19 protein-coding genes and 1 tRNA gene are annotated in these 22,987 nt (G+C 64.3%); 15 read left to right on the plus strand and 5 right to left on the minus strand.

Features of this window, described 5'->3' with window-relative positions; translation table 11 throughout:
• Window positions 1–45: 45 nt before the first annotated feature.
• Genes VK804_RS26440 through VK804_RS26450 form a run of 3 tightly spaced genes read right to left on the minus strand, consistent with a single transcriptional unit; the run spans window position 46 to window position 3,499 of the window.
• A complete protein-coding gene (locus tag VK804_RS26440) occupies window positions 46–1,275 on the minus strand; it encodes a cyclopropane-fatty-acyl-phospholipid synthase family protein (protein ID WP_325375717.1) in 1,230 nt (409 codons plus the stop codon).
• 59 nt (window positions 1,276–1,334) lie between these two features.
• Complete coding sequence (locus tag VK804_RS26445) at window positions 1,335–2,183, minus strand: DUF1365 domain-containing protein (RefSeq protein ID WP_325375718.1); 849 nt, start codon at window positions 2,181–2,183, stop codon at window positions 1,335–1,337.
• A gap of 2 nt (window positions 2,184–2,185) precedes the next feature.
• Complete coding sequence (locus VK804_RS26450) at window positions 2,186–3,499, minus strand: NAD(P)/FAD-dependent oxidoreductase (RefSeq protein ID WP_325375720.1); 1,314 nt, start codon at window positions 3,497–3,499, stop codon at window positions 2,186–2,188.
• A gap of 410 nt (window positions 3,500–3,909) precedes the next feature.
• On the opposite strand from VK804_RS26450, the gene VK804_RS26455 reads away from it, so the two are divergent.
• The 6 genes from VK804_RS26455 (at window position 3,910) to VK804_RS26480 (ending at window position 13,963) form a co-directional block, all read left to right on the plus strand.
• Entirely contained in the window at window positions 3,910–5,409 is a 1,500-nt protein-coding gene (locus VK804_RS26455) for an efflux transporter outer membrane subunit (RefSeq protein ID WP_414642850.1), read from the plus strand.
• Window positions 5,399–6,793 (plus strand): efflux RND transporter periplasmic adaptor subunit, encoded by a 1,395-nt coding sequence (locus VK804_RS26460; RefSeq protein WP_325375722.1) that lies wholly within the window; start codon window positions 5,399–5,401, stop codon window positions 6,791–6,793. The genes VK804_RS26455 and VK804_RS26460 overlap by 11 nt, the downstream gene beginning before the upstream one ends.
• Before the next feature lie 52 nt (window positions 6,794–6,845).
• Window positions 6,846–9,974 (plus strand): efflux RND transporter permease subunit, encoded by a 3,129-nt coding sequence (locus tag VK804_RS26465; RefSeq protein WP_325375724.1) that lies wholly within the window; start codon window positions 6,846–6,848, stop codon window positions 9,972–9,974.
• A complete protein-coding gene (locus tag VK804_RS26470) occupies window positions 9,974–13,063 on the plus strand; it encodes an efflux RND transporter permease subunit (RefSeq protein ID WP_325375726.1) in 3,090 nt (1,029 codons plus the stop codon). Before VK804_RS26465 ends, VK804_RS26470 begins: the two co-directional genes overlap by 1 nt.
• Window positions 13,064–13,100: 37 nt before the next feature.
• Complete coding sequence (locus VK804_RS26475; protein WP_325375728.1) at window positions 13,101–13,835, plus strand: tRNA-uridine aminocarboxypropyltransferase; 735 nt, start codon at window positions 13,101–13,103, stop codon at window positions 13,833–13,835.
• A 54-nt stretch (window positions 13,836–13,889) separates the two neighbouring features.
• A tRNA-Cys gene (locus VK804_RS26480) sits at window positions 13,890–13,963 on the plus strand.
• Between the two features lie 61 nt (window positions 13,964–14,024).
• Here the strand turns inward: VK804_RS26480 and VK804_RS26485 are convergent.
• The gene (locus VK804_RS26485) at window positions 14,025–14,207 is read right to left on the minus strand and encodes a hypothetical protein (RefSeq protein WP_325375730.1); all 183 of its coding nucleotides are present in this window, start codon (window positions 14,205–14,207) and stop codon (window positions 14,025–14,027) included.
• A 256-nt stretch (window positions 14,208–14,463) separates the two neighbouring features.
• On the opposite strand from VK804_RS26485, the gene VK804_RS26490 reads away from it, so the two are divergent.
• Window positions 14,464–14,691 carry a hypothetical protein gene (locus tag VK804_RS26490; RefSeq protein WP_325375732.1) on the plus strand — a complete coding sequence of 76 codons (228 nt, stop codon included), beginning with the start codon at window positions 14,464–14,466 and terminating at the stop codon, window positions 14,689–14,691.
• An 81-nt stretch (window positions 14,692–14,772) separates the two neighbouring features.
• On the opposite strand, the gene VK804_RS26495 is transcribed toward VK804_RS26490, so the two are convergent.
• Complete coding sequence (locus VK804_RS26495) at window positions 14,773–15,009, minus strand: hypothetical protein (RefSeq protein WP_325375735.1); 237 nt, start codon at window positions 15,007–15,009, stop codon at window positions 14,773–14,775.
• A gap of 226 nt (window positions 15,010–15,235) precedes the next feature.
• Here VK804_RS26495 and VK804_RS26500 point away from each other — a divergent pair, with 226 nt between their 5' ends.
• From VK804_RS26500 to VK804_RS26535, 8 genes are read left to right on the plus strand one after another with little or no spacing between them, the layout of a single operon-like run.
• The gene (locus tag VK804_RS26500; RefSeq protein ID WP_325375737.1) at window positions 15,236–15,568 is read left to right on the plus strand and encodes a carboxymuconolactone decarboxylase family protein; all 333 of its coding nucleotides are present in this window, start codon (window positions 15,236–15,238) and stop codon (window positions 15,566–15,568) included.
• Between the two features lie 2 nt (window positions 15,569–15,570).
• On the plus strand, window positions 15,571–16,518 hold the full coding sequence (locus VK804_RS26505; protein ID WP_325375739.1) for an NAD(P)-dependent oxidoreductase: 948 nt from the start codon (window positions 15,571–15,573) through the stop codon (window positions 16,516–16,518).
• Window positions 16,518–18,545 (plus strand): FAD-dependent oxidoreductase, encoded by a 2,028-nt coding sequence (locus VK804_RS26510; protein ID WP_325375741.1) that lies wholly within the window; start codon window positions 16,518–16,520, stop codon window positions 18,543–18,545. Before VK804_RS26505 ends, VK804_RS26510 begins: the two co-directional genes overlap by 1 nt.
• Before the next feature lie 26 nt (window positions 18,546–18,571).
• Window positions 18,572–19,729 (plus strand): ABC transporter substrate-binding protein, encoded by a 1,158-nt coding sequence (locus tag VK804_RS26515; RefSeq protein ID WP_325375743.1) that lies wholly within the window; start codon window positions 18,572–18,574, stop codon window positions 19,727–19,729.
• Between the two features lies 1 nt (window position 19,730).
• Entirely contained in the window at window positions 19,731–20,591 is an 861-nt protein-coding gene (locus VK804_RS26520; protein ID WP_325375745.1) for a branched-chain amino acid ABC transporter permease, read from the plus strand.
• Window positions 20,584–21,489 carry a branched-chain amino acid ABC transporter permease gene (locus VK804_RS26525; RefSeq protein WP_325375747.1) on the plus strand — a complete coding sequence of 302 codons (906 nt, stop codon included), beginning with the start codon at window positions 20,584–20,586 and terminating at the stop codon, window positions 21,487–21,489. The genes VK804_RS26520 and VK804_RS26525 overlap by 8 nt, the downstream gene beginning before the upstream one ends.
• Window positions 21,486–22,274 (plus strand): ABC transporter ATP-binding protein, encoded by a 789-nt coding sequence (locus VK804_RS26530; protein ID WP_325375749.1) that lies wholly within the window; start codon window positions 21,486–21,488, stop codon window positions 22,272–22,274. The genes VK804_RS26525 and VK804_RS26530 overlap by 4 nt, the downstream gene beginning before the upstream one ends.
• On the plus strand, window positions 22,258–22,977 hold the full coding sequence (locus tag VK804_RS26535) for an ABC transporter ATP-binding protein (protein ID WP_325375751.1): 720 nt from the start codon (window positions 22,258–22,260) through the stop codon (window positions 22,975–22,977). The genes VK804_RS26530 and VK804_RS26535 overlap by 17 nt, the downstream gene beginning before the upstream one ends.
• The last annotated feature ends 10 nt before the right edge of the window (window positions 22,978–22,987 follow it).

The raw sequence follows: 22,987 nt of genomic DNA on the forward strand, positions 1-22,987 counted from the left end.
ATCAGCCAAAGTGGAAGCTGGTTTTGACGGTTCGCCGCAGTGCAGCTAAGTCGACTTCGCGAACACCACCTGTCGCACGTCGATATTTCCCGACAGGAAGCCGGCCTCGCAATAAGCGAGGTAGTATTCCCACAGCCGACGAAACCGGTCATCGAAGCCCGATGGCATCAGGTGCGGCCAGGCCGCGCGAAAATTGCTTCGCCAGATCGCGAGCGTCTTGGCATAATCTTGCCCGAAAATTCGTTCGCGAATGACGGGAACGCCGAAGCGTTCGCCAAGCGATTTCAAGACCTGCGGCGAGGGCAGCATGCCGCCGGGAAAAACGTAGCGCTGGATGAAATCGACTTCGCGCCGATAGGCCTGGAACAAACGATCCTGGATGGTGATGGCCTGAATGCCCGCAAGCCCGCCCGGCAGCAGCCGGTCGCGCAGCTGCGAGAAATATCTGGGCCAGAACTCCTCGCCGACCGCCTCGATCATTTCGATCGATGCGATCCGGTCGTAGCGGTCGCGCTCGTCGCGGTAATCCTGCAGGCGGATTTCGACCTTGTCGGCCAAACCAGCTTTCTGGATGCGCGCCTGCGCAAAGTCGCGCTGCTCGTGGCTGATGGTGAGCCCGACCACCTTTGCGCCGCAGACCTTGGCGGCATATTCGGCAAAGCCACCCCAGCCGCAGCCGATCTCCAGCAATTTCTGGCCCGGCTTGAGATCGATGGCTTCGGCCAGCCTGCGGTATTTGTTGTTTTGCGCGGCGGCCAGATCGGGTGTGTGATCCTCGAACAAGGCGGAGGAATAGGTCATGCCCGGATCGAGCCAAGCCGAATAGAAGGCGTTGCCGATATCGTAGTGGGCGTAGATATTGCGGCGCGCCTGGCGCCTGGTGTTGCGGTTGAACCAGTGGCGGGCAACCTCAACGAAACGCAGCAGGGGGTTGCCGATCCGCATCGTCTGCATCCAGTCCTGATTGACGCAAAACAGAAAGAGAAATTGCGTCAGGTCGGGCGTGTCCCATTCGCCGTGCAGATAAGCCTCGGCAATCCCGATGTCGCCACCCTGGAGCAGCCGCGACGCGAAACCATAGTCGTAGACTTTCATGGCCGCGGCCGGTCCGGGGGCATTGCCACCCAGCCGGACGGTCCGGCCGTCGGGCAGCGTGACGTCGAGCGTGCCGCACTGCAGCTTCGAACCATAGCCAAGGGCCAATCGGGCCATTCGGGGCAGGTCGGGCAATACCTTGTCCACGGTGTCAAGCGTGACCGAAATCCGTTCCGGCATGGCTATTCCATCGACCAGCTCCGTGCCCGAGCCGCAAGCGATCGGTCTGAACTGTACCGTCATTGTTTTGCACGCGCGGAGAACGCCGCGGAACTATAATCGTTGCCATTGCGGCTCGCCAAGCCGGTGTCGCAAGCGGCGTTCTGACGCGGCACCAGCCTTGCGCCCTTCAGCCATAGCCGCAGTGCTTCCCAGTGGATCGCCGCCACGATCTTGAAGGTCACGAGCGGCAGCGCGAAGAAAGCGCGCAACAGCGAGCGTGTGGTCAGCCTTTGGCGCCGGCCGCTGAAGCTCGCGGCGAGCAGGGGACCTTCGCGGTCCGTCTCCAGGATGCGCAATTTGACGTTTTCTCCCGGCGGCGAGACACGGAAACAATAGTGCATCGCCATCTCGATGAAGGGCGAGACGTAGAACAGCTTGTCGTGTTGCTGCCGGATACCCGCTTCGCTGACGTCGCCGGGTTCAACGGGAAGAACATAGGCGTGGAGTTGGCCAAAGGTGTTGCGGACCTCATAGATGATCAGGGCGAGTTCGCCGCCGGCGCGATGGCAGAAATAGACCGACAGCGGATTGAAGGTGAAACCGAGCAGGCGTGGATAGCATAACAGCTGCACGCGCCCGCCGGTCAGGTCGACGCCGTGCTCCGCGGCGCGGCGTTGGGCGTAGAGGCGCAAGTGTGAGCCGTCGCGCTCGCCATGATCGGCTTCATGGAAGCTGTAGAGCGCCGCCCGGTTCACGGCAAACAGGCGCGACTGGCGGTCAGCCGCGTCGAGACGGTCGAGATCGATCAACAGGCTCATGACGCGATAGCTGAAGCGATGGCCCATCGGTTTCAGGCGCGCATGCATCACCTCGCCAAGATAAAGCGACGCGGCGCGATCGTCTGGCTTGGCGATAGGTTGCGGCATGGTTACTCCGCGGCTTGCGCCAGTTCGGGCGACGGCTCGCGCCATGGCACCGCGGCGCCCAGCGCTTCGGCGACCGCAAGCCCGGACCGCAGTCCGTCCTCGTGGAAGCCATATCCAGTCCAGGCGCCGCAAAACCAGGTATGGCCGTGCCCCTGAATATCGCCGAGGTGCTTCTGGGCGGCAAACGCCGCGGCGTTATATTGCGGATGTTCGCAGGCATATTTTCCGAACGTCAATTCGGGAGCAGGCTCGAACGGAGGGTTGAGGCTGACGAACAGCGGCTTGTCGGCGTCGATGTCCTGCAGCTGGTTCATCCAGTAGGTCACGGCGACGTCGTTCGACGTCGTGCCGTGCCGTTGCCAGCGCAGAAAATTCCACGACGCCCAGGCGCGACGGCGCCTCGGCATCAATCTGGTGTCGCGATGCAGATAGATCGTGTTCGGCGAATAGCCGATGGCGCCGAGCACGGCGCGTTCGCGCTCATCGGCGTCCGATAGCATCGCCAGCGCCTGATCGCTGTGCGAGGCAATCACCACATGGTCGTAACTCTCGCTGCCACCCTGACTGTCGACGACGACGACGCCATGCGCGAAGCGCCGGATCGACGTCACGGCGCAGCCCAGCCGGATCTGGTCACGGAAGCCGGCAGTCAGTTTCTCGACATAGCGGGCGCTGCCGCCCTTCACGGTGCGCCAGACCGGGCGATCATATTGCAGCAGGCGATGGTTGCTGAAGAAGGCGATGAAATTCTCGGCGGGAAAGTCCAGCATCTCGCTGGCCGGCGCGGACCAGATTGCCGCCCCCATCGGCGCGAGGTAATCGGTCAACAGCCTCGGGGCAAATTTGCGAAAGGCAAAATATTCGCCGAGCGTGAGGCCGGCCAGCCTGCCCGATGCGTGGTCCTCGACGCTTCGGGCGTTGAAGGCGAGGATGTCGCGGAGCATCCGCAGATATGACGGCGACAGCAGGTTGCCGGCTTGCGCGAACAGGCCAAGCGCGGTTTCACGCCAGTTTTCTCCGCCGCCTTTCCATTCGAACCGGCCGGCGTCGGCACTGACAGCAAAACTCATGGAGCTTGCCACCGTCTCGACGCCGAGATGGGCGAACAGCGCGGTCAGGTCGGGATAATTCAATTCGTTGTAGACGATGAAGCCGATGTCGACCGCGACCGGTGTGCCGTCATAGTCGATGGTGACGGTATGGCTGTGTCCGCCGGGTCTTAGCTCCCGATCATAGACCGTGATCGGGTAGCGCTTCGACAGTGTCCAGGCCGCGGCATTGCCGGCAATTCCCGTTCCGATCACCGCAATCCGCATCAAAGCCCCCATCCGTCGATGGGCAAGCTACGGTGCGCTGCGAAGGAAGTTTCAAAGGCAGTGGGCGCGGCGGTCGGAGGTGTGGCCGCAAATCCCCGTCAGAGGCGGAAACGACATGAAAGGTTGGTAAGATTGGCGGCGGCCCGGGATCGCGCCGATCCGTGAAAACCCGTATGGAATATGGACTAGTTTGAGGTTCCTGACGCCGATCGGCGTTGCGCCTTGGCGGCGCCGCGAGGGGGCGACGGCCAGAACGGGACTGTCCGCGCCGTATTCCCACCGCTAGTATGGAAGCCGGTTCAGGGAAAGCATCACAACGTGTCGCAGCCAGTCCTCACAAGCCTCGTCCGTGGGTTCGGGCGGGCCGTTCCGCGTCGGCTGCCAGGCGTTCTGCCCGGCGGAGGGCTGATGTGAACCGGAGATACCCTGCCGCGGCCGTCAGCCGGCTGCCTGCTGCCACCGCCGGCCTGGATCGGGCGGCGCGATGGCTTGCGGCAATCTGCATTGTCGTGAGCAGCGTCGGGTGCGTGCTGACCCAGGACATCCCCGATCCGGCCCTCGACATTCCCGGCGGCTACAAGCTGGCGCGGTCCACCGGACCGGATGCACCGCCGGCGCTGGACTGGTGGCGCGGGTTCGGGTCGCCCGAATTGACCGAACTGATGGAGGAGGCCCAGAAGGTCAACCTCGATATCGCGGCGGCCGTCGCGCGCTTCATTCAGGCCGACGCGCAGGCGCGGGTCGCCGGCGCCGCGCTGCTGCCGCAACTGAGCTTAAGCGGTCCGGGCAACATTCTGCAGGAATCCTATTCCAGAATCTCAGGCTCCAGCGAAAATGGTTTGTCCACCGGTGGCCGCGAGGTAGTCAACTTCAATACCGGATTGAGCGCCAGCTACATGCTCGATTTCTGGGGCCAATATCGCGACGCCGCGCAGGCCGCCGAGGAGACCTCGGTTGCCAACCGCTTCGATCGCGACGTGACCGCGCTGACGACGCTGACCGCGGTCGCGACAGCTTATTTTCAGGTGCTGGCATCGCAGGACCGGATTCGCACCGCCGAGCGCAACATCGCCAGCGCGACCCGGATCCTCGAGGCGATCCGGCAGCGGTTCAAGGCCGGCACCGGAACCGACCTCGACGTCGCCCAGCAGGAAAGCGTGCTGGCGAACCAGCGCGCCGCGGTCCCGCCGTTGCGGCAGGCGCTCGACCAGAACGTCAATGCGTTGGCGCTTTTGGTCTCGCGACCGCCGGAAAGCCTGAGGGTGACCGGTGGCTCGATGAACCAGATCGCGGTCCCGCGGGTGATGCCGGGTCTGCCATCGGAATTGCTGACCCAGCGTCCGGATATCCGGCGCCAGGAGGCCCAGCTGGCGTCGGCCACCGCCAATGTCGGGAGCGCCCGCGCGCAGTTCTTTCCAAGCATTCAATTGACCGGGGGAGGCGGCTATCAGAGTTCGTCGCTGGTGTCACTGCTGCAGCCTCACGCGGCGTTCTTCAATCTGGTCGGCGCCGTGAACGCGCCGATCTTCGACGGCGGCACCATCCTTGGCAATTTCGAATATGCCAAGGCCAAGCAGGACGAATTGCTGCAGACCTACCGCAAGACGGTCGTCTCCGCATTCACCGACGTCGACAACGCGCTGGTCGCGATCCGCGACACCACCGATAAATTACGACTGCAGCGACAGGTTGTGTCCGCCTCGCGGCGCGCCTTTCAGCTTGCCGAGCAGCAGCTCAAGGCCGGCACCGCGGACATTGTAACTGTGCTAAATACCCAATTGACGCTATTTCAGGCGGAAGATTCGCTGTGGCAGGCGCAACTTGCGCGATTGCTGGCGTTTGTCAGCCTTTACCAGGCCTTGGGCGGGGGCTGGGAGCCCCGAGTGGAGAAGCCGGTCAATGCTCTTTAAGCCGGAAACAAGGGACGGCACGGAGGCAGGCGAGATCCGGGCGCCGAGCCTTGCCTCGCGCGCGGGGCGGCGGATGGTTTCGACGGCGATCATACTGCTGATCGTCGGCGGGCTTGGCTATGTCGCCTGGATCGCGTATCAGCAGAGGCAGGGCGCCAACCGCGGCGCGCGTCCCGATCTTCCCGTGCCGGTGCTGGCGGCGACACCGCGCGTCCAGGATGTGCCGGTCTATCTCGAAGGCGTCGGCGCGGTTCGCGCGTTGAACACTGTGGTGGTTCGCGCCCAGGTCGACGGCAAGTTGACCGCCGTCAATTTCACCGAAGGACAGGACGTCAAGAAGGGCGACGTGCTCGGCGAGATCGATCCGGTGATCTACAAGGCGCAGTATGACCAGGCCGTCGCCAAGAAGGCCCAGGACGAGGCGCTGCTCGCCAATCAGCGCCTCGACCTGATCCGCTATCAGCAACTGGCCGCTTCCAACGCCGGCTCCAAGCAGCAATACGATACGCAAAAGGCCGTGGTCGCCCAGCAGGAGGCGCTGGTGAATTTCGACCAGGCGGCGATCGAGAATGCGCAGGCAACTCTCGGCTATACCAAGATCATCGCGCCGCTGTCGGGCCGGACCGGCCTGCGGCAAGTCGATCAGGGCAACATCGTCCACGCCGCCGACGCAACCGGCGTGGCCATCATCACCCAGCTGCAGCCGATCGCGGTGATGTTCAGCCTGCCGCAGCAGCAGATCGTGCGCGTCAACGCCGCTTCCGCCAAGGGCGCGCTGGCGGTCGATGTGTTCGGCAATGACGGGGTCACGGTCGTCGATACCGGCGTGCTGACCGGAATCGACAACCAGGTCGATCCGACCACCGGCACCCTGAAGCTCAAGGCCGAATTTCCAAATGCCAGATTTCAGCTATGGCCGGGACAGTTCGTCAATGTGCGGCTCAAGGTCGAAACGCTCGCGCAGGCGCTGGTGATACCCTCGTCGGCGGTTCAGCGCGGCCCGGCCGGGACCTTCAGCTATGTCATTGGCGATGAAGACATCGTCACGGCAAAACCGGTCACGGTGACCCAGCAGAATGAAACCGACGCTGTGATCGCGAGCGGGCTGTCGCCTTCGGATTCGGTGGTAACGACAGGCTTTGCCAACCTGGCCGATGGCGCAAAGGTCGTCGTCGGCAGTGAAGGACAGACACCGACGGCCGATCTCGCGCCGCATAAACGGCGCAGCAGCAGGGACGTTCAGGGCAAGAAGGAATGGCCAGGCAAGGACGGCGAGCGCCGCGGCAAGAAGGGCGAGCGCGGTCAAGGTGAGGGCGATCAAAAGCGAGCCGTGCCTTCGCAAGCGAGCGAGCCGTCAGCGAGCGGAGCGAAGTCGCAGCCATGACAGTGGAACCCGTCGCCTGAATGTCTGATTTTGCGGGCGTGAGCAGGCAGCCATGAGCGTCTCCGAACCATTCATCCGCCGGCCGATCGCGACCTCGCTGCTCGGGATCGCGCTGTTCATCGGTGGCGCGCTTGGCTATTGGGCACTGCCGGTGTCGGCGCTGCCGCAGGTCGATTTTCCGACGGTCGAGGTGACGACCCAATTGCCCGGCGCCAGCCCCGACGTGATCGCCTCGCTGATCACCGCGCCGCTCGAGCGTCAGCTCGGCCAGATCCCTTCGCTGTCGCTGATGACCTCGACCAGTTCGTTCGGCGTCAGCCAGATCTCGCTGCAGTTCGATCTCAACCGCGATATCGACGGCGCCACGCAAGACGTGCAGGCGGCGATCAACGCCGCCGCCGGAATCCTGCCGCGAACCCTGCCGTATCCGCCGACCTACGCCAAGGTGAACCCCGCGGATGCGCCGGTTCTGACGCTGGCGCTGACCTCGGAGACGATCTCGCTACGTGCCATGAGCGATATCGCCGACACCATCCTCGGACAACGCCTCAGCCAGATTTCCGGCGTCGGGCGGGTCGCGGTGCTCGGCGGCCTCAAGCCGGCGGTGCGGGTCCAGGCCGATCTGGCGCGGCTCGCCGCCTATGGCATCGCGATGGAGGATCTGCGCAACGCCATCGCGGGCGCCAACGTCTCCGGACCGAAGGGGTCGCTCGACGGCGCGCAGCAGTCCTACATCATCGCCGCCAACGACCAGATCGCCGCCGCCGAAGCCTACAAGCCCATCATCATCGCCTACCGCAACGGCTCGCCGGTCACCATCGGCGACGTCGCCATCATCGTCGACGGGCTGGAGAACGACCGCACCGCCGGCTGGTATCAGGGCACGCCGGCGGTCATCGTCGACATTCAGCGGCAGCCGGGCGCCAACGTCATCGACGTGGTCCGCCAGATCGGCGCGGAGATTCCCAGATTGCAGCGCGCCATCCCGGCCGGCGTCAAGCTGAGCGTGGTCTCCGACCGCACCGTCACGATTCGGGCCTCCGTGCATGACGTGCAGTTCACCCTGGTGCTGAGCGTGGTGTTGGTCACGCTCGTGGTGCTGCTGTTCCTGCGTTCGCTGCGGGCGACCCTGATCGCCGGCGTGGCGCTGCCGCTGTCGCTGATCACTTCTTTCGGCATCATGTATTTTTCGGGCTTCAGCCTGGACAACCTGTCGCTGATGGCACTGACCATCGGCACCGGCTTCGTGGTCGACGACGCCATCGTGATGATCGAGAACATCGTCCGCCACATGGAGAACGGCGAGAGCGCGATGGCCGCCTCGCTGCGCGGCGCGAGCGAAATCGGCTTTACCGTGATTTCGCTGACGCTGTCGCTGATCGCAGTGTTCATCCCGCTGTTGTTCATGTCGGGGCTGGTCGGGCGCATGTTCCGCGAATTCGCGCTGACGCTCACGATCGCGGTCGTGACCTCTGCGATCGTCTCACTGACGCTGACGCCGATGATGTGCTCGCGGCTGCTGAGACATGCCGACGAGGAATTGACGGTCCCCGGGCTTGCCGCGATCAGCGGCGGCATCGACCGCATGGTCGGATTCTATCATCGCACGCTGCTGTGGGTGCTGCAGCGCCAGCGCGCCACCATGATGCTCACGCTGGCGACGATCGCCGCGACCCTGGCCATGTATGTCGTGGCGCCGAAAGGCTTTCTGCCGCTGCAGGATACCGCCTCCATCACCGCCGTCACCGAGGCCGGACCCGATGTCTCCTTTGCGGAGATGCAAAGCCGCCAGACCGCGGCCGCAGACACCATCAAGGCCGATCCCGACGTCGTCGGCGTGGTTTCCGTGATCGGCGCGGGTTCGGTCAACCCGACGACCAATGTCGGCCGCCTGGTGATGACGCTGAAGCCGCGCGGCGAGCGGCGCGACGACGTCTCGGTCGTGGTGACGCGCCTGAAGGAGCGCGTGGCGTCGATCCCGGGCCTGACGGTCTATTTCCAGCCGGTGCAGGACGTCCAGATCGGCACGCAAACCAGCCGCTCGCAATATCAGTACACGCTGACCGGCACCGATTACGCGCAGATCGCGCTCTGGGCCAACAGGCTGGTCGCCGAGTTGCGCCGCGACGCGCTGTTTCGCGATGTCTCTTCGGAAGCCCAGGAGGGAGGCCTGCGCGCCTCGCTCGACATCAATCGCCAGCGCGCCGGCCAGCTCGGCGTCAGCCTGCAGGCGGTCACCGACACCCTGAACGACGCCTTTGCCCAGCGCCAGATTTCGACCATCTACGGACAGGCCAACCAGTATCGCGTGGTACTGGAGGCTCTCCCGATGTATCAGCGCGATCCGTCGATCCTGTCAAAGCTGTATCTGCCGGGCGCGCTCGATGCCCAGGTGCCGCTCTCGGCGGTCGCGACGCTGACGCGCACCACCGCGCCGCTGGCGATTTCGCATCAGTCGCAATTTCCGGCCGTCACGCTCAGCTTCAACCTCGCCCCTGGCGCCGCGCTTGGCGACGCAGTCGACGAGGTCAGGACCGTGGAAACCCGGATCGGCATGCCCGGCAATATCGTCGGACTGTTCGCCGGCGACGCCGCCGAATTCGCGAAATCACTGGCCGGGCAGCCCTGGCTGATCCTGGCCGCGCTGGTCACCATCTACATCGTGCTCGGCGTGCTCTATGAGAGCTACATTCACCCGATCACGATTCTCTCGACCCTGCCGTCGGCCGGCGTCGGCGCGATCCTGGCGCTGATGCTGTTCGGACAGGATCTGTCGGTGATCGGCCTGATCGGCATCATCCTGCTGATGGGCATCGTCAAGAAGAACGCGATCATGATGATCGACTTCGCGCTGGAGGCGGAGCGGCGTCAGGGAATGTCGGCCTATGACGCCATCGTGCAGGCCTGCCTGTTGCGTTTCCGCCCGATCATGATGACGACGCTCGCCGCCTTGTTCGGCGCGCTGCCGCTTGCGGTCGAAAGCGGCACCGGCGCCGAACTGCGGTTTCCGCTGGGCATCTCGATCATCGGCGGGCTGCTGTTGAGCCAGTTGCTGACGCTCTATACGACGCCCGTGATCTATCTGGCGCTCGACCGGATCAACCGCAGGATCGAAAGCGCGTTGCCGCCAGCCGGAGCCGAATTGCCGCCGGTCCCGGGAGCCACCGAGGGGATGCAGTAATGGCATCGGTCTCGATCTCGGAGCCGTTCATCCGCCGACCGGTCGGAACGACACTCCTGGCGATCGGGCTATTTCTGGTTGGCGTGGTGGCGTATGAATTCCTCCCTGTCGCCTCGGTTCCCAATGTCGACTTTCCCTCGATCCGGGTGTTCGCCAACCGGCCCGGTGCCGACCCCTCGGTGATGGCGGCCACCGTGGCGGCGCCGCTGGAGCGGCGGCTCGGCGAGATCGCGGGCATCGACCAGATCACGTCGACGAGTTCGCTGGGATCGACCAATATCCAGCTGACATTTGCCGTCGGCCGCGACGTCGATCGCGCGGCGCGCGACGTGCAGGCGGCGATCAACGCCGCGCTCGCGGATCTACCGACCGACCTACCGTCATTGCCGCGCTTCCGCAAGGCCAACAGTGCCGCGGCGCCGGTCTTCGTGCTGGCGCTGACCTCGAAGACGATACCAACCAGCGCGCTTTACGACATCGCCGATACGGTGATTGCGCAGCGCATCTCCCAGGTCGACGGCGTCGGCGAGGTCAACGTCACCGGCGCCGACCAGCCCGCGGTCCGCATCGCGCTCAATCCGGTGGCGCTGTCGAACGCGGGGATTGCGACCGACGATGTCAGGAACGCGATCGTCAACGCCAACCCGCTCGGTCCGGTCGGCATCTTCAATGGCGGCCGCCAGAGCGAAACCTTGTCGATCAACCCCCAGATGCGGACCGCCGCCGAATTCCGCGACATCGTGATCAAGAGTTCGAACGGCAATTTCGTCCGGCTCGCCGATGTCGCCGAAGTGGAAGACTCGGTCCGCAACAGCCGGTCGATTGCCTGGTTCAACAAGCAACCGGCGGTCATCATTCAAATCTCGAAGCAGGGCGACGCCAACGTCATCGATACCGTCGATCGCGTCCGCGAGCTGATCCCGGAATTGCAGCAATGGATTCCCGCGGGCGTCGAGATTTCGACGCTGGTCGATCGCACCGGTACCATCCGGGCCAGCGTTGCCGACATGCAGTTGACGCTGCTGGCGACAGTGATCCTCGTGATGGTCGTGGTGTTCGCGTTCCTGCGCCGGATGGCGCCGACGATCGCCGCGGGCATCTCCGTGCCCTTAGCGCTGGCCGGCACCTGCGCCGGCATGTGGCTTGCCGGTTTTTCGATCGACAATCTGTCGCTGATGGCGCTGGCGATCTCGGTGGGCTTTGTGGTCGACGATGCCATCGTCATGATCGAGAACATGTACCGCAACCTCGAACATGGCATGCGGCCGCACCAGGCGGCGCTCGAAGGCGCCAGGCAGATCGGCTTCACGGTATTGTCGATCAGCCTTTCCCTGGTCGCAGCCTTCACGCCGCTGATCTTCATGGACGGGGCGGTCGGCCGGCTATTGCGGGAATTCTCGTTGACGCTGACCTTTGCCGTCGTGGTTTCCACCGTGGTGTCGCTGACGATCACGCCGATGATTTGCGCCCATCACATCAGGGAGGTGACCTCCGGCAGCGCGACCCGGTTCGACCGTGTCGTCGAGGGCGCGTTGTCGCGCATGGTGGCGTTCTACGCCCGCACGCTGCGGACCGTGCTGGGCTTCCCGTTGCTGACGCTGATGGTGTTCTTCGCCACCATCGCGTTGACGGTGACGCTCTATATCAAGACCCCGAAGAGCTATTTCCCCGTCGACGATTCCGGCTTCGTGATCGGGGCGACGCGGGCCTCGCCCGACATCTCGTTCCAGGCGATGCTCGGATTGCAGCAGCAACTCGCCGATATCGTGATGGCCGATCCGGCGGTGGCGGGGATCGGATCGATCCTCGGCGGTGTTTCCAATCGCGGCACCATGTATATCACCCTCAAACCCCCCGCCGAGCGGGACGGATTGACGACGGCGCTGGTGATCGATCGCCTGCGCAAGGACCTCGGAATGGTCGCAGGGATAAGGCTGTTCATGTTCGCGGTGCAGGATATTCGCGCCGGCGGCCGGCAGAGCGACTCCAACTACCAATACACGCTGTCGAGCACCGATCTGGATTTACTGCAGAAATGGGCGCCGCTGATTGCCAAGCGGATGGAGACCGTCGAAGGCATTACCGACATTTCCAGCGACCGCGATCCCGGCGGCCTGCAATTGTCGCTGTCGATCGACCGCAGGGCGGCCGCAAGCCTCGGCGTCCAGGTTCAGGATATCGACAACGCGCTCAACAACGCGTTCTCGCAGCGGCAGATATCGATCGTCTATACCCAGCGCAACCAGTACAGGGTGGTGCTGGAGATCGATCCGAAGTTCCAGAGCGATCCCTCCAACCTCGAGCATGTCTTCGTGGCCGGCGCCAACGATACGCAGGTGCCGCTGTCGTCAGTGGTCCATTACCAGCGCGGATTGTCGCCGCTCGCGGTGTTTCACTCGCAGTCCGTTCCATCGACCACGGTGTCGTTCAACCTGCTTCCCGACGTGCCGCTGGAGGTTGCCACCACGAATATCCAGCGCGCGGTGGACGAACTGCACATGCCCGAGGGCATCCGCGGCAGTTTCGACGGCAATGCCGGCGATTTCGGCAAGACCAACAGCCGGCAGCCGCTGTTGATCCTCGGCGCGCTGGTGGCGATGTATATCGTGCTCGGCGTGCTCTACGAAAGCCTCGTGCATCCCCTGACCATCATCTCGACGCTGCCGTCGGCGGGGCTCGGTGCGTTGTTGGCGCTGCAGGTGACCAACACGCCGCTGACGGTGATCGCCTTCATCGGCATCATCCTGCTGATCGGCATCGTCAAGAAGAACGGCATCATGATGGTGGATTTTGCCCTGGACGCCGAGCGCCACCGCGGCCTGTCGTCGGCGGACGCCATTTTTGAGGCTTGCAGCGCGAGATTCCGGCCCATTCTGATGACCACCATGGCGGCGCTGTTCGCCGGCATTCCGCTCGTGATCGCCACCGGTCCCGGTACCGAATTGCGCCGGCCGCTCGGCATCACCATCATCGGTGGGCTGTTCGTCTCGCAGATCCTGACGCTGTACACGACGCCGGTGATCTATCTGCTGATCGACCGGCTGCGGCGGCGATCCGAGCCGCGCGCAATCGCCGCCCCGGCAGAATAGCTTTGAACCCGGCCACGACGCGGCGTATAGCGGGCGCATGTCGAAACAATCCGAAGCTGACACGGCCGCCGCGGTTGAGGCGATCCCCGACTGCCCAAGCTGCCTTAAACCGCAACCGCTCTGCGTCTGCGACAGCATCACTCCGATCGAGAGCCGCATCTCGCTGTTGATTCTGCAGCATCCGCAGGAGCAGGACAGGGCGCTCGGCACCGCGCGGCTGACGGCGCTGCATTTCAGGAATGCGGTCGTGAAGATCGGGCTGTCGTGGCCGAGCCTTGCCAAGGCGCTGGGCCGGCCGGTCGCCGACCCCTCGCGCTGGGCGGTGCTCTATCTCGGCTCCGCGAAGGTTTCGGAGTTCGCCACCGATCGAGACATCGTCGCCATCAACCGCAAGGGCGAGATCGAGGACAACCAGCGCGCCATCCTGAAGGACATCGAGGGCATCGTGCTGCTCGACGGCACCTGGAGCCAGGCCAAGGCACTGTGGTGGCGCAATGCCTGGATGCTGAAATGCCAGCGCGTCATCCTCGGCCCGAAGCAGCCGTCGCGTTACGGAAAACTGCGCCGCGAGCCGCGCGGCGACGGCCTGTCGACGATCGAGGCGGCGGCGATGCTGCTTTCTGCCATCGAGAAGCGGCCCGATATCGCCGCGACGCTGCATGCAAGCTTCGAGCGGATGCTGGCGAAATACCGCGATGCGCAGCTTACGATGCCGGCGCTTGCGCCGAGGCCAAAACCGAAACGGGATTATCGGCGCCGCAAGCGGGCCTGAATTCCGCTTTGGTTGCCTATCCCGGTGGGTCCGTATATGAGTTCGCCCCCATGGGGCCACGTGGCGGAGTGGTTACGCAACGGTCTGCAAAACCGTGTACACCAGTTCAATTCTGGTCGTGGCCTCCATCAATTTAATCAATGACTTGCAGTGATTATTGATGAGGCCGCGCGAGGTTGCCGAGCTTGCTCAGCAGGCGGCGAACCAGCCTTCCGGGAACGGAATGATTGGCCAGACCGACGTATTGTCGTTGACGGCCTTGGGCGGGGTTGGCGGACAGAAAGTCCGGGGCTGGACCATATGGTCCTGCGGTGCGGGCTCGATCGCCATTCTGACGGCCTCCAGCAATCGGTCGTATTCAACTTCGCTCATCGCGCCCTCCGGTTTGGAGAGCGCAAGGTCTCAAAACTCCTTTGTTTCCGGCTTGAACAGATCGCTCAAATTTTATCGATCCGACGATCCCGGCTGACGTGGTTACGGATGTATTGATCCCCGGCGTGGAACCTAGTCCGGCCCGGCGACCGCCAAGTGTGAGAAAAATCACATTCTGGCTGGATTATTTTCGGTATTTGCCAAGACTTGACCATGACGCCGTTGTGGCGTCCGCACAGCTCAAGGGAATGCAGTCATGAAGGCCAGGATTGCACGGTTTTCGGCGCTCAGTGTCTTGCTCTCGCTGTTCGCGGCCGGCTCCGCGTCAGCCGACCTCGCGACGCCCGAACAGAAACGGGCCTGCACGCCCGACGTCTATCGCCTCTGCGCCGGCGAAATCCCCAACGTCCGGGCGATCACCGCCTGCCTCAGGCGGCAGAAGTCGAACCTGAGCGATGCCTGCCGGGCCGTCTTCGAGCAATAGGGGATCGAGCGCGCGCATGTCGGCCGATGTGACCGACAGGCACGGCGCTGTGGAGCATTCATTGGGCGTCGATGAGAGCCGCTACTGAAGCGCTGGCATGATCTGCTGGACCAGCACTTCCCGCGCGCCGTTTTTGATGTCCTGCGGAAATGAGGCTGAAGGGGTGGTCGGCGGAATCCCGGGAACCTGCGTAGAGAGGGAGTAGGTGATTTGGACGGTGCTGGGAACCGTGACGGTCCCCGCTGCCGGTTGGGTCAGAATGGCCGTCGCCATGCCAGTATGAAAATCGTAGCTCAAACTAACAACCTGAAATGTCATTTTACTCTCCTGGAGGTAGCAACGCGAAGTTAGAGCCATAGGCGGTCAGACTCCAAGCGACCGAAGGTCGCATGCGGACGCGAACGACCGCGCGCGAACCTCATCCGCGTGCCAGCCCGGCGATTTGCGCTGGTCGACACCTCCATTCGGCGATGCTAGGGAAACGTCGGTCTTCGCTTCAACGACCGCGAAACGCGCGGCATCAAGACAAACAGGGGAGAGACGCATGGCCAAGGCACCGCCTTCCGCCAAACGCGACCGTATCAAGGCGTTCACGCCGGCACTGGTCGATTACACCAACGACGTCATTTACGGCGACCTGTGGGAGCGCAAGGCGCTTTCGAAGCGCGACCGCAGCCTGATCACGGTGGCGGCGCTGGTCGCGACCTACCGGCCGGAGCAGCTGGTGTCGCATCTGACGCGCGCGATCGACAACGGCGTCACCCAGGAAGAGATCACCGAAGTCATCACCCACATGGCGTTCTATGCCGGCTGGCCCGCCGCGATGTCGGCGGCCCAGGTCGCCTATACGGTGCTGGTTGAAGACAAGGAGAAGTGACCATGGCCAGTGACGTCGTCGTCGGATTTGTCGGGCTCGGCACCATGGGTGGCAGGATGGCCACCAACCTTCTCAAGGCCGGATACAAGGTCGTAGTGCACGACCTGCACCGGCAATCGGCGGGGCATCATTTGCAGGCCGGCGCGGAGTGGGCGGATACGCCGCGGGCGCTGGCCGAAAAATCCGACGTGATCTTCTCCTCGCTGCCCGAGCCCGCCGATGTCGAACGCGTTGCGCTGGGCGCCGATGGCCTGATCGAAGGGGTCAAGAAGGGCGCGGTTTATTTCGACCTGTCGACCAACGCGCAAAGCGTCGTGAAGAAGATTCATGAGGCTTTTGCCGAAAAGGGCGCGGTGATGCTCGATGCGCCTGTCAGCGGCGGGCCGTCGGGTGCGGCGTCGCGCAAGATGGCGATCTGGGTCGGCGGCGACAAGGCCGCCTATGACCGGCACAAATCCGTACTCGACGCGATGGCCGATCGCCCGGCCTATATCGGACCGATCGGCACCGCAACCGTCGCCAAGCTCGTGCACAACATGTCGGGCTATGCGATCACCTGCGCGCTCGCGGAAACCTTCACCATGGGCGTGAAGGCCGGCATGGACCCGGTGGCGCTATGGGAAGCGGTGCGCCAGGGCGTCGGCGGCCGCCGGCTCACCTTCGACGGCCTGCTCGATCAGTTCCTGCCCGGCATCTACGATCCGGCGAATTTTGCGCTGAAACTCGCCACCAAGGACGTCAAGCTCGCGACCGAACTCGGACGCGAGCTCGGCGTGCCCATGCGCATCTGCAATCTCGCCTATGCCGAGATGCGGGAAGCCTGCAACCGCGGCTGGGAAGGGCGCGACTCCCGCGCGGTGATGCTGCTCGAGCAGGAGCGGGCAGGGGTCAAGATCGCGGCCGACCCGGAGCGCGTGAAGCAGGCGGCGGAACGCGCAAAGTCCGGCTGATGCTGGCACCCGACCGCAAGCCGGCGATGTTGTTGCAACAGCCGGGCCGGATGGGCCCGCTGCGACTCAGGAACCGCGTGGTGATGGGCCCGATGGGGACCAACTTCGGCACCACCGACGGCTTCTCCACCGAGCGCGACAAGATCTACTATGCCGAGCGGGCGCGGGGCGGCGCCGCGATGATCATCACCGAGGCGATGGTGGTCTCCGGCAATGCGCGCAATCATCGGGCCTCGCTCTGCATCTTCGACGATCGCTTCATCCCGGGCTTGGCCGACCTGACCAAGGCGATCCATCAGGGCGGCGCGCTGGTCTGCGGCCAGCTCAATCATCGCGGCATGCTGCTGCGCCGCTCGGTTCTCGGCATGGAGCCGGTCGGCCCTTCGCCCGGGAAAAATCCGGCGACCGGCGATGAAGTCCGCCCGCTAACGAAGCACGACATCGCCGAGATCCAGCAGCAGTTTTTGGCCAGCGCGGTCAGGCTCTACCGGTCAGGCTATGACGCGATCGAGCTGCACGCCGCCAACGGCTATCTGTTTCAGCAATTCCTCACCCCGCGCCACAACCACCGCGAGGATGACTATGGCGGCCCGATCGAAAACCGCATGCGGCTGTTGATGGAAACGGTGCGGCTGATCCGTTCCGAACTGCCCGACTTTCCCTTGATGGTGCGGCTGTCGGCGACCGAATATGCCGATGGCGGCTACTCCGTCGATGACATCGTAACGCTGTCGAAGGCGTTGGAAGCCGCTGGCGTGATTGCGATCGATCTGTCCGGAGGTACCAACGAGACGCCGGAACTGTCGCGCTATTGCATCCAGCCGCCGTCGTTTCCGCGCCGCTTCCTCGAGCCGTATGCCCGCCCGATCAAGGATGCGGTGACCGTACCCGTCATCATGGCCGGACGCATGTTGACGCCTGAGGATGCGGAAGGCGTACTGCAGGCCGGCAGTGCCGACTATATCGCGCTGTGCCGGGCGCTGGTGGCCGATCCGCACTGGTGTCTGAAGGCTTTTGGCGAAGTAAAGCGGCCGATCCGCCCTTGCATCTCCTGCAATGTCTGCTTCGAACGGCTGACGCTCGAGCTCGACGTCGCCTGCGTCCAGAACCCGCTCGTCGGCACCGAATTCGAAACGTTGGCAAAACTCGAGCCGGGACTCGACGGCATCAAGCAGCAGGATGGCCGCGTGCTCGTCATCGGCGGCGGGGTCGCGGGTCTCGAAGCCGCACGCGTCTTCGCGGCGAACGGCCGGCAAGTCGAGGTGTGGGAGCACAAGCCTCAGGCCGGCGGTCAGATGGACCTCGCGCTGGCCGCTCCCGACAAGGAAGACGTCTCGGGGGTGTGGACCTACCGGGTTGCGGCGCTGGAGCAGCTCGAGGTGCCGATCCGGACCGGCATCGAGCCGACCCTCGAGCGCATCCGCGCCTACCGGCCGGACCTGATCGTGATCGCGACCGGCGCCGTGCCGCGCGATGCCCCGTTCCCCGCCAACACCGATGTTCCGATGTTGCAGGCATGGGATGTGTTGCGCCGGCCCGAGCTGATCCCCGAGGGTTCTGATGTGACCGTGGTCGGCGGCGGCATGGTCGGCATCGAAACCGCCGAGTGCATCGCCAAACGCGCAAAGCGCGTCGTCATCCTCGAAGGCCAAAGCGTCGTGGCCAAGGAGATGGCGCGCAACAATCGCTGGGATGTGCTGCTGCGCCTGCGGGATGCCAAGGCGCAGATTGTCACGGATGCGCCGGTCGTCTCGATCGAAGGCGATGCGATCCTGTGCCGCAGCGGGCAGGACATCGTGCGCCACCCCGCAGGCGACATCATCGTGCTGGCCATCGGCGCGCGTCCGCTGCGCGACGTTCAGCGACTGGCCGATGAAGCGGGCGTGCCCTGGGTGATGGCGGGTGATTGCAACAATGTACCCGGCGATTTCCTGACCGCGATCCGCGATGCCTCGATGATCGCATGGGCGGCGGAAGAGAAGTTCCCGAAGGCGCTGGGCAACAAGCGCGCGATCGAGATGAGCTGAGAACGGACGCGACAGGGAGGATTACCATGAAAAGCCATTTCGCTGCGCTCGCCGCCGCGCTGCTGCTTGCCGCGCCGTCGGCCGCGTCAGCGCAGGCCGGCAGCAAGGGTACCGTCAAGGTCGGCATCTTGCTGCCGCTCACCGGCAACACCGCGTGGGCCGGCAAGACCAACCGCATCGCAGCCACGATCGCGGCCGAGGAGGTGAATGCGCAAGACCTCGCCGGCGGTTACAAGATCGAACTCGCGATCGGCGACAGCCAGTGCGAGCCGCGGGCCGCGCACGATCAGGCCGAGCGGCTGATCAGCCAGGAGAAAGTGCAATTGCTGATCGGCGAGTGGTGTTCCAGCGCCTCGGTCGCCGCCGCGCAGGTCGCGAGCGACGAGAAGGTGCCGCTATTGGTCAATATCTCGACCGCCGACCAGATCGCGGGCGACGCCGGCCCGTACGTGTTCCAGAGCTCGATGCAGAACCGCTATTCGCAACAGCGCGAGGCGGCGCTGCTGGCGAAGGACTTCAAGTTCGAATCGGTCGCGATCATTGTCGAGAACAATGATTTCGGACTCACCTTCCGCAAGAACATGGTCGCGCTGATGCAGAAGGCCGGCAAGAAGGTCGTGCTCGACGTTACGCAAGATCGCAACGACACCAACTGGTATGCGACCATCACGCGGATTCCGGCTTCGAAGCCCGATCTCGTCATCGTGTCGATCTCGGCGGTGCAGGCGGCGAATTTCGTCAAGCAATACGCCGAAGCCGGCATCACCACGCCACTGTTCTCGGACTACCCGCCGCCGCCGCGCATCTTCGAGCGCCAGGTCGGCCTGCAGGCAGGCAAGATCGGACTGGTGCGCGCGTCCTTCTTCGTGACGAGCGAAACCAACACACCGGCGCAAAAGGAATTCGTCGCCAAGCTCGAGGCGAGGGCGCAAAAGGAGCTGAACGAGGCCCATGACGTGACCTACTGGGACGTCGCGAGCTACGACGCGGTGCGCCTGGTGGCGGACGCGATCAAGCGCGGCGGCCCGCAGGCGGACGGCTACCTGAAGGCGATGGCGGCGACGAAAGCCGATCTGGTGCTCGGACATTACGAGTTCGACGAGCAGCGCGGGGCCAGGCCTGACGGGCTGAACTTCGTCTTCATCCGCACCAAACCGGACGGCAGCATCGAAGTCGTTCAATAAGATGTTCGAGCAGATTGTCGTCAACGGCCTGGTGCTGTCCGGCGGCTACGCGCTGGTTGCCGTCGGTCTCACCCTGACATTCGGCGTGATGCGCATGGTCAACTTCGCCGAGGGCCAGTCGGTGATGATCGGCGCCTTCGTCGCCTACACCGCCGTACCCTATGTCGGCTATGTCGGCGCGATCGCCGCCGCCATGGCGGTGAATGCCGGACTCGGCGTGATCCTGGAGCGCACCGCGTTTCGTCCGTTTCGCGGCGTCGAGCTCAACGGCCTGATCGCCTCGATGGGCATGTCGATCATCCTGGTGAACCTGGCCGAACTGGTCTGGGGCACGACGCCGCGGCCGTTCGAGACTATCTATAACGAAACATCGATCACCTTAGGCACCGTGGGCATCAGCGTGCAGCGCCTGCTCTGCGTGGCCGCGAGCGCCGCCCTCCTGCTGGGGCTGTGGTGGCTCGTGCAATATACCAGCCTCGGCCGCAAGTTTCGCGCGGTGTCCGAGGATCACGAAACGGCGTCTGCCATGGGCATCGACGTCAATCAGGTATCGCGGCTGGCGCTGGTGATCGGCTCGATGATGGCGGCCGCCGCCGGCGCGCTCGCCGGCCCCGTGAACATGATCGCGCCCGACATGGGCCGCACCGAAATGCTCAATGCATTCGCGGCGATCATCCTCGGCGGTTTTGGCAATGTCAACGGCACCATTCTCGGCGCGCTGCTGATCGGGATGATCCAGAGCTTTGCGGCGGTCTACATTTCCAACGCCTATTCGACCTCGATCGCGTTTGGCCTGCTGGTGTTGACGCTGATCTTTTTCCCGCGCGGTCTGGTGCCCGAAAGGGTCGACGAGAATGTCTAGGCGGGTGTTGCCGATCGCGGCTGTTGTGGTTCTAGCAGGCCTGCCGCTCACCTTCGGCGCGTTCTGGATCAACATGGTGATTACTGCGTTGATCTTCAGCCTCGCGGTCTTCAGCATCAACCTTTTGACCGGCCTGACCGGCCTGTTGTCGTTCGGGCAGGCCGGTTTCGTCGGCATCGGGGCCTATACGCTCGGTGTGCTCGCCAAGCAGGGCTATCCGCCAATGCTCGCGGGGTTTTATGGCGTGCTGCTCGCCATGCTCTGCGGCTTCCTGCTGGGGCTGCCGGCCGCGCGGCTGAAGGGTCATTATCTCGCGATCGGCACGCTCGGTTTCGGCATCCTGGTCTACCAGCTGCTGACCAATTCGGTCGACATCACCCGCGGGCCGATGGGCCTGATCGGCATTCCCACCGGCGGCATCGACAAGCAGACCTGGTACCTCATCATGCTTGCGGTGTGCGTGGCGATGCTGGCCGCGCTCGCCTACATCGACCGCTACAGCGCGCTCGGCGTCGTCCTGAAGATGGTGCGGCACGACGAGATTGCGGCGCAGGCGAGCGGCATCAACACCTTCGCCGTGAAGCTGATCGCGTTCACGGTTTCGGCCGGGATCGCCGGATTGTCCGGCGCCTTGTTCGCGGCCTATGTCCGGTTCCTCACGCCCGATCTGTTCAACGAGCAGGAATCCTTCCGCTACATGATGATGGCGGTGGTCGGCGGCATCGGTAGTCCGCTCGGCGGTGTCGTCGCCAGCGTGATGCTGACCATGATCCCCGAAGGCTTGCGGGCGCTGGGCGAGGACAATCTTCGTCTCCTGGTCTACGGAACGATGGTGCTTTTCGTGCTCTGGTTCCTGCCGACAGGGATCGGCGGCCTGGTCGAACGGCTGCGCAAATGAGCGTGCTCGAACTCACAGCTGTGTCCAAACGTTTCGGCGGCCTGCAGGCGCTGAGCGACATCAGTCTGTCGGTTTCGCCGGGCGAAGTGCTTGGCCTGATCGGCCCCAACGGCGCGGGAAAATCGACGCTGGTGTCCTGTATCACTGGCGTGTTGCGGATCGATGGCGGCGCGATCCGCTTTGGCGATCGAGATATCCAGCGGATGCCGCAGCACCGGCGGGCGCGCGGCGGCATCGCGCGCACGTTCCAGAAAGTCCGGCTCGCGGACCAACTGACGGTCTACGAAAACGTCGCAGCCGGGCTTGCGAGCCATTGGTTCGCGCGGGCAAGTGGATGGGCCTCCGTGTTCCAGCCGCTGTCGGCCGGAGGCATCGCGCAATCCGTGAACCGCACGCTGGAGCGGGTCGGGCTCACTGACGTCTCCGGCGCGGTCGTGAAGTCACTGCCGTTCGGCCGCCGGCATTTTGTGGAGATCGCCCGCGCCATCGTGTCAGAGCCAAAACTCCTGCTGCTGGATGAGCCCGCGACCGGTCTCACCGAGGACGAACGCGAGCGGCTCGCAGCGCTGGTGCAGGGCATCGCCGCGGCAGGCTGCGCGCAGCTGCTGATCGAGCACGATCTCGAACTGGTCGGACGGCTCTGCCATCGGGTCACCGTCATCAACCAGGGCCATCACATCTTCACCGGCACGCCGGCTATGGCGCAAAGCGAGCCCGAAGTGATCCGCGCCTATCTCGGCATGAACCAGCTGATCGGCGGAGGCAGCGATGACGCTCGCCGCTGAGAACCTGCACGCCGCCTATGGCGAGATCGAGGTGCTGCATGGCGTCAATCTTGTGGTCGAGAAGGGCCAGATCATCGCGCTGCTAGGCGCCAACGGCGCCGGCAAGAGCACCACCATCAAGGCGATCATGGGGCTCGTAAGACCGTCGGCGGGCCGCATTCTGCTCGACGGGCGCGATCTGTCGGGCTGGCCTGCGCATCTCGCCGCCCGCGCCGGCATCGCGCTGGTCCCGGAGGGCCGCAGGATTTTCAGGAAGATGACGGTGGAAGAGAACCTGCAGGTCGGCGGCGTGGTGCGGAGCCGCGCCGAGGTGCGCGAGCAGCTCGCCGACGTCTACGCGCTGTTTCCGAGGCTGGGCGAGCGCCGCCGCCAGTTCGGCGGCACGCTGTCGGGTGGCGAACAACAGATGCTGGCGATCGGCCGCGCCCTGATGTCGCGCCCGAATTTCATCCTGATGGACGAGCCGTCGCTTGGACTAGCGCCGCTGGTGGTCGAGAGCGTGCATCAGGCGATCGACCGTATCAGGCGCGAGATGGGCATCGGCGGCATCCTGGTCGAGCAGAACGTTGCCGTCGCGCTCTCGGTGGCGTCCCACGCCTATGTGCTGATGCGCGGTTCGGTCGTGCTCGAGGGCGACCCGAAGACGCTGGCGGCCTCGCCTGAGTTGAAGGATGCTTATCTCGGCATGGCGTCCGGGCATTGAAACGGTTTGA

The sequence above is a fragment of the Bradyrhizobium sp. genome (genome assembly GCF_035484855.1).
Classification (GTDB): domain Bacteria; phylum Pseudomonadota; class Alphaproteobacteria; order Rhizobiales; family Xanthobacteraceae; genus Bradyrhizobium.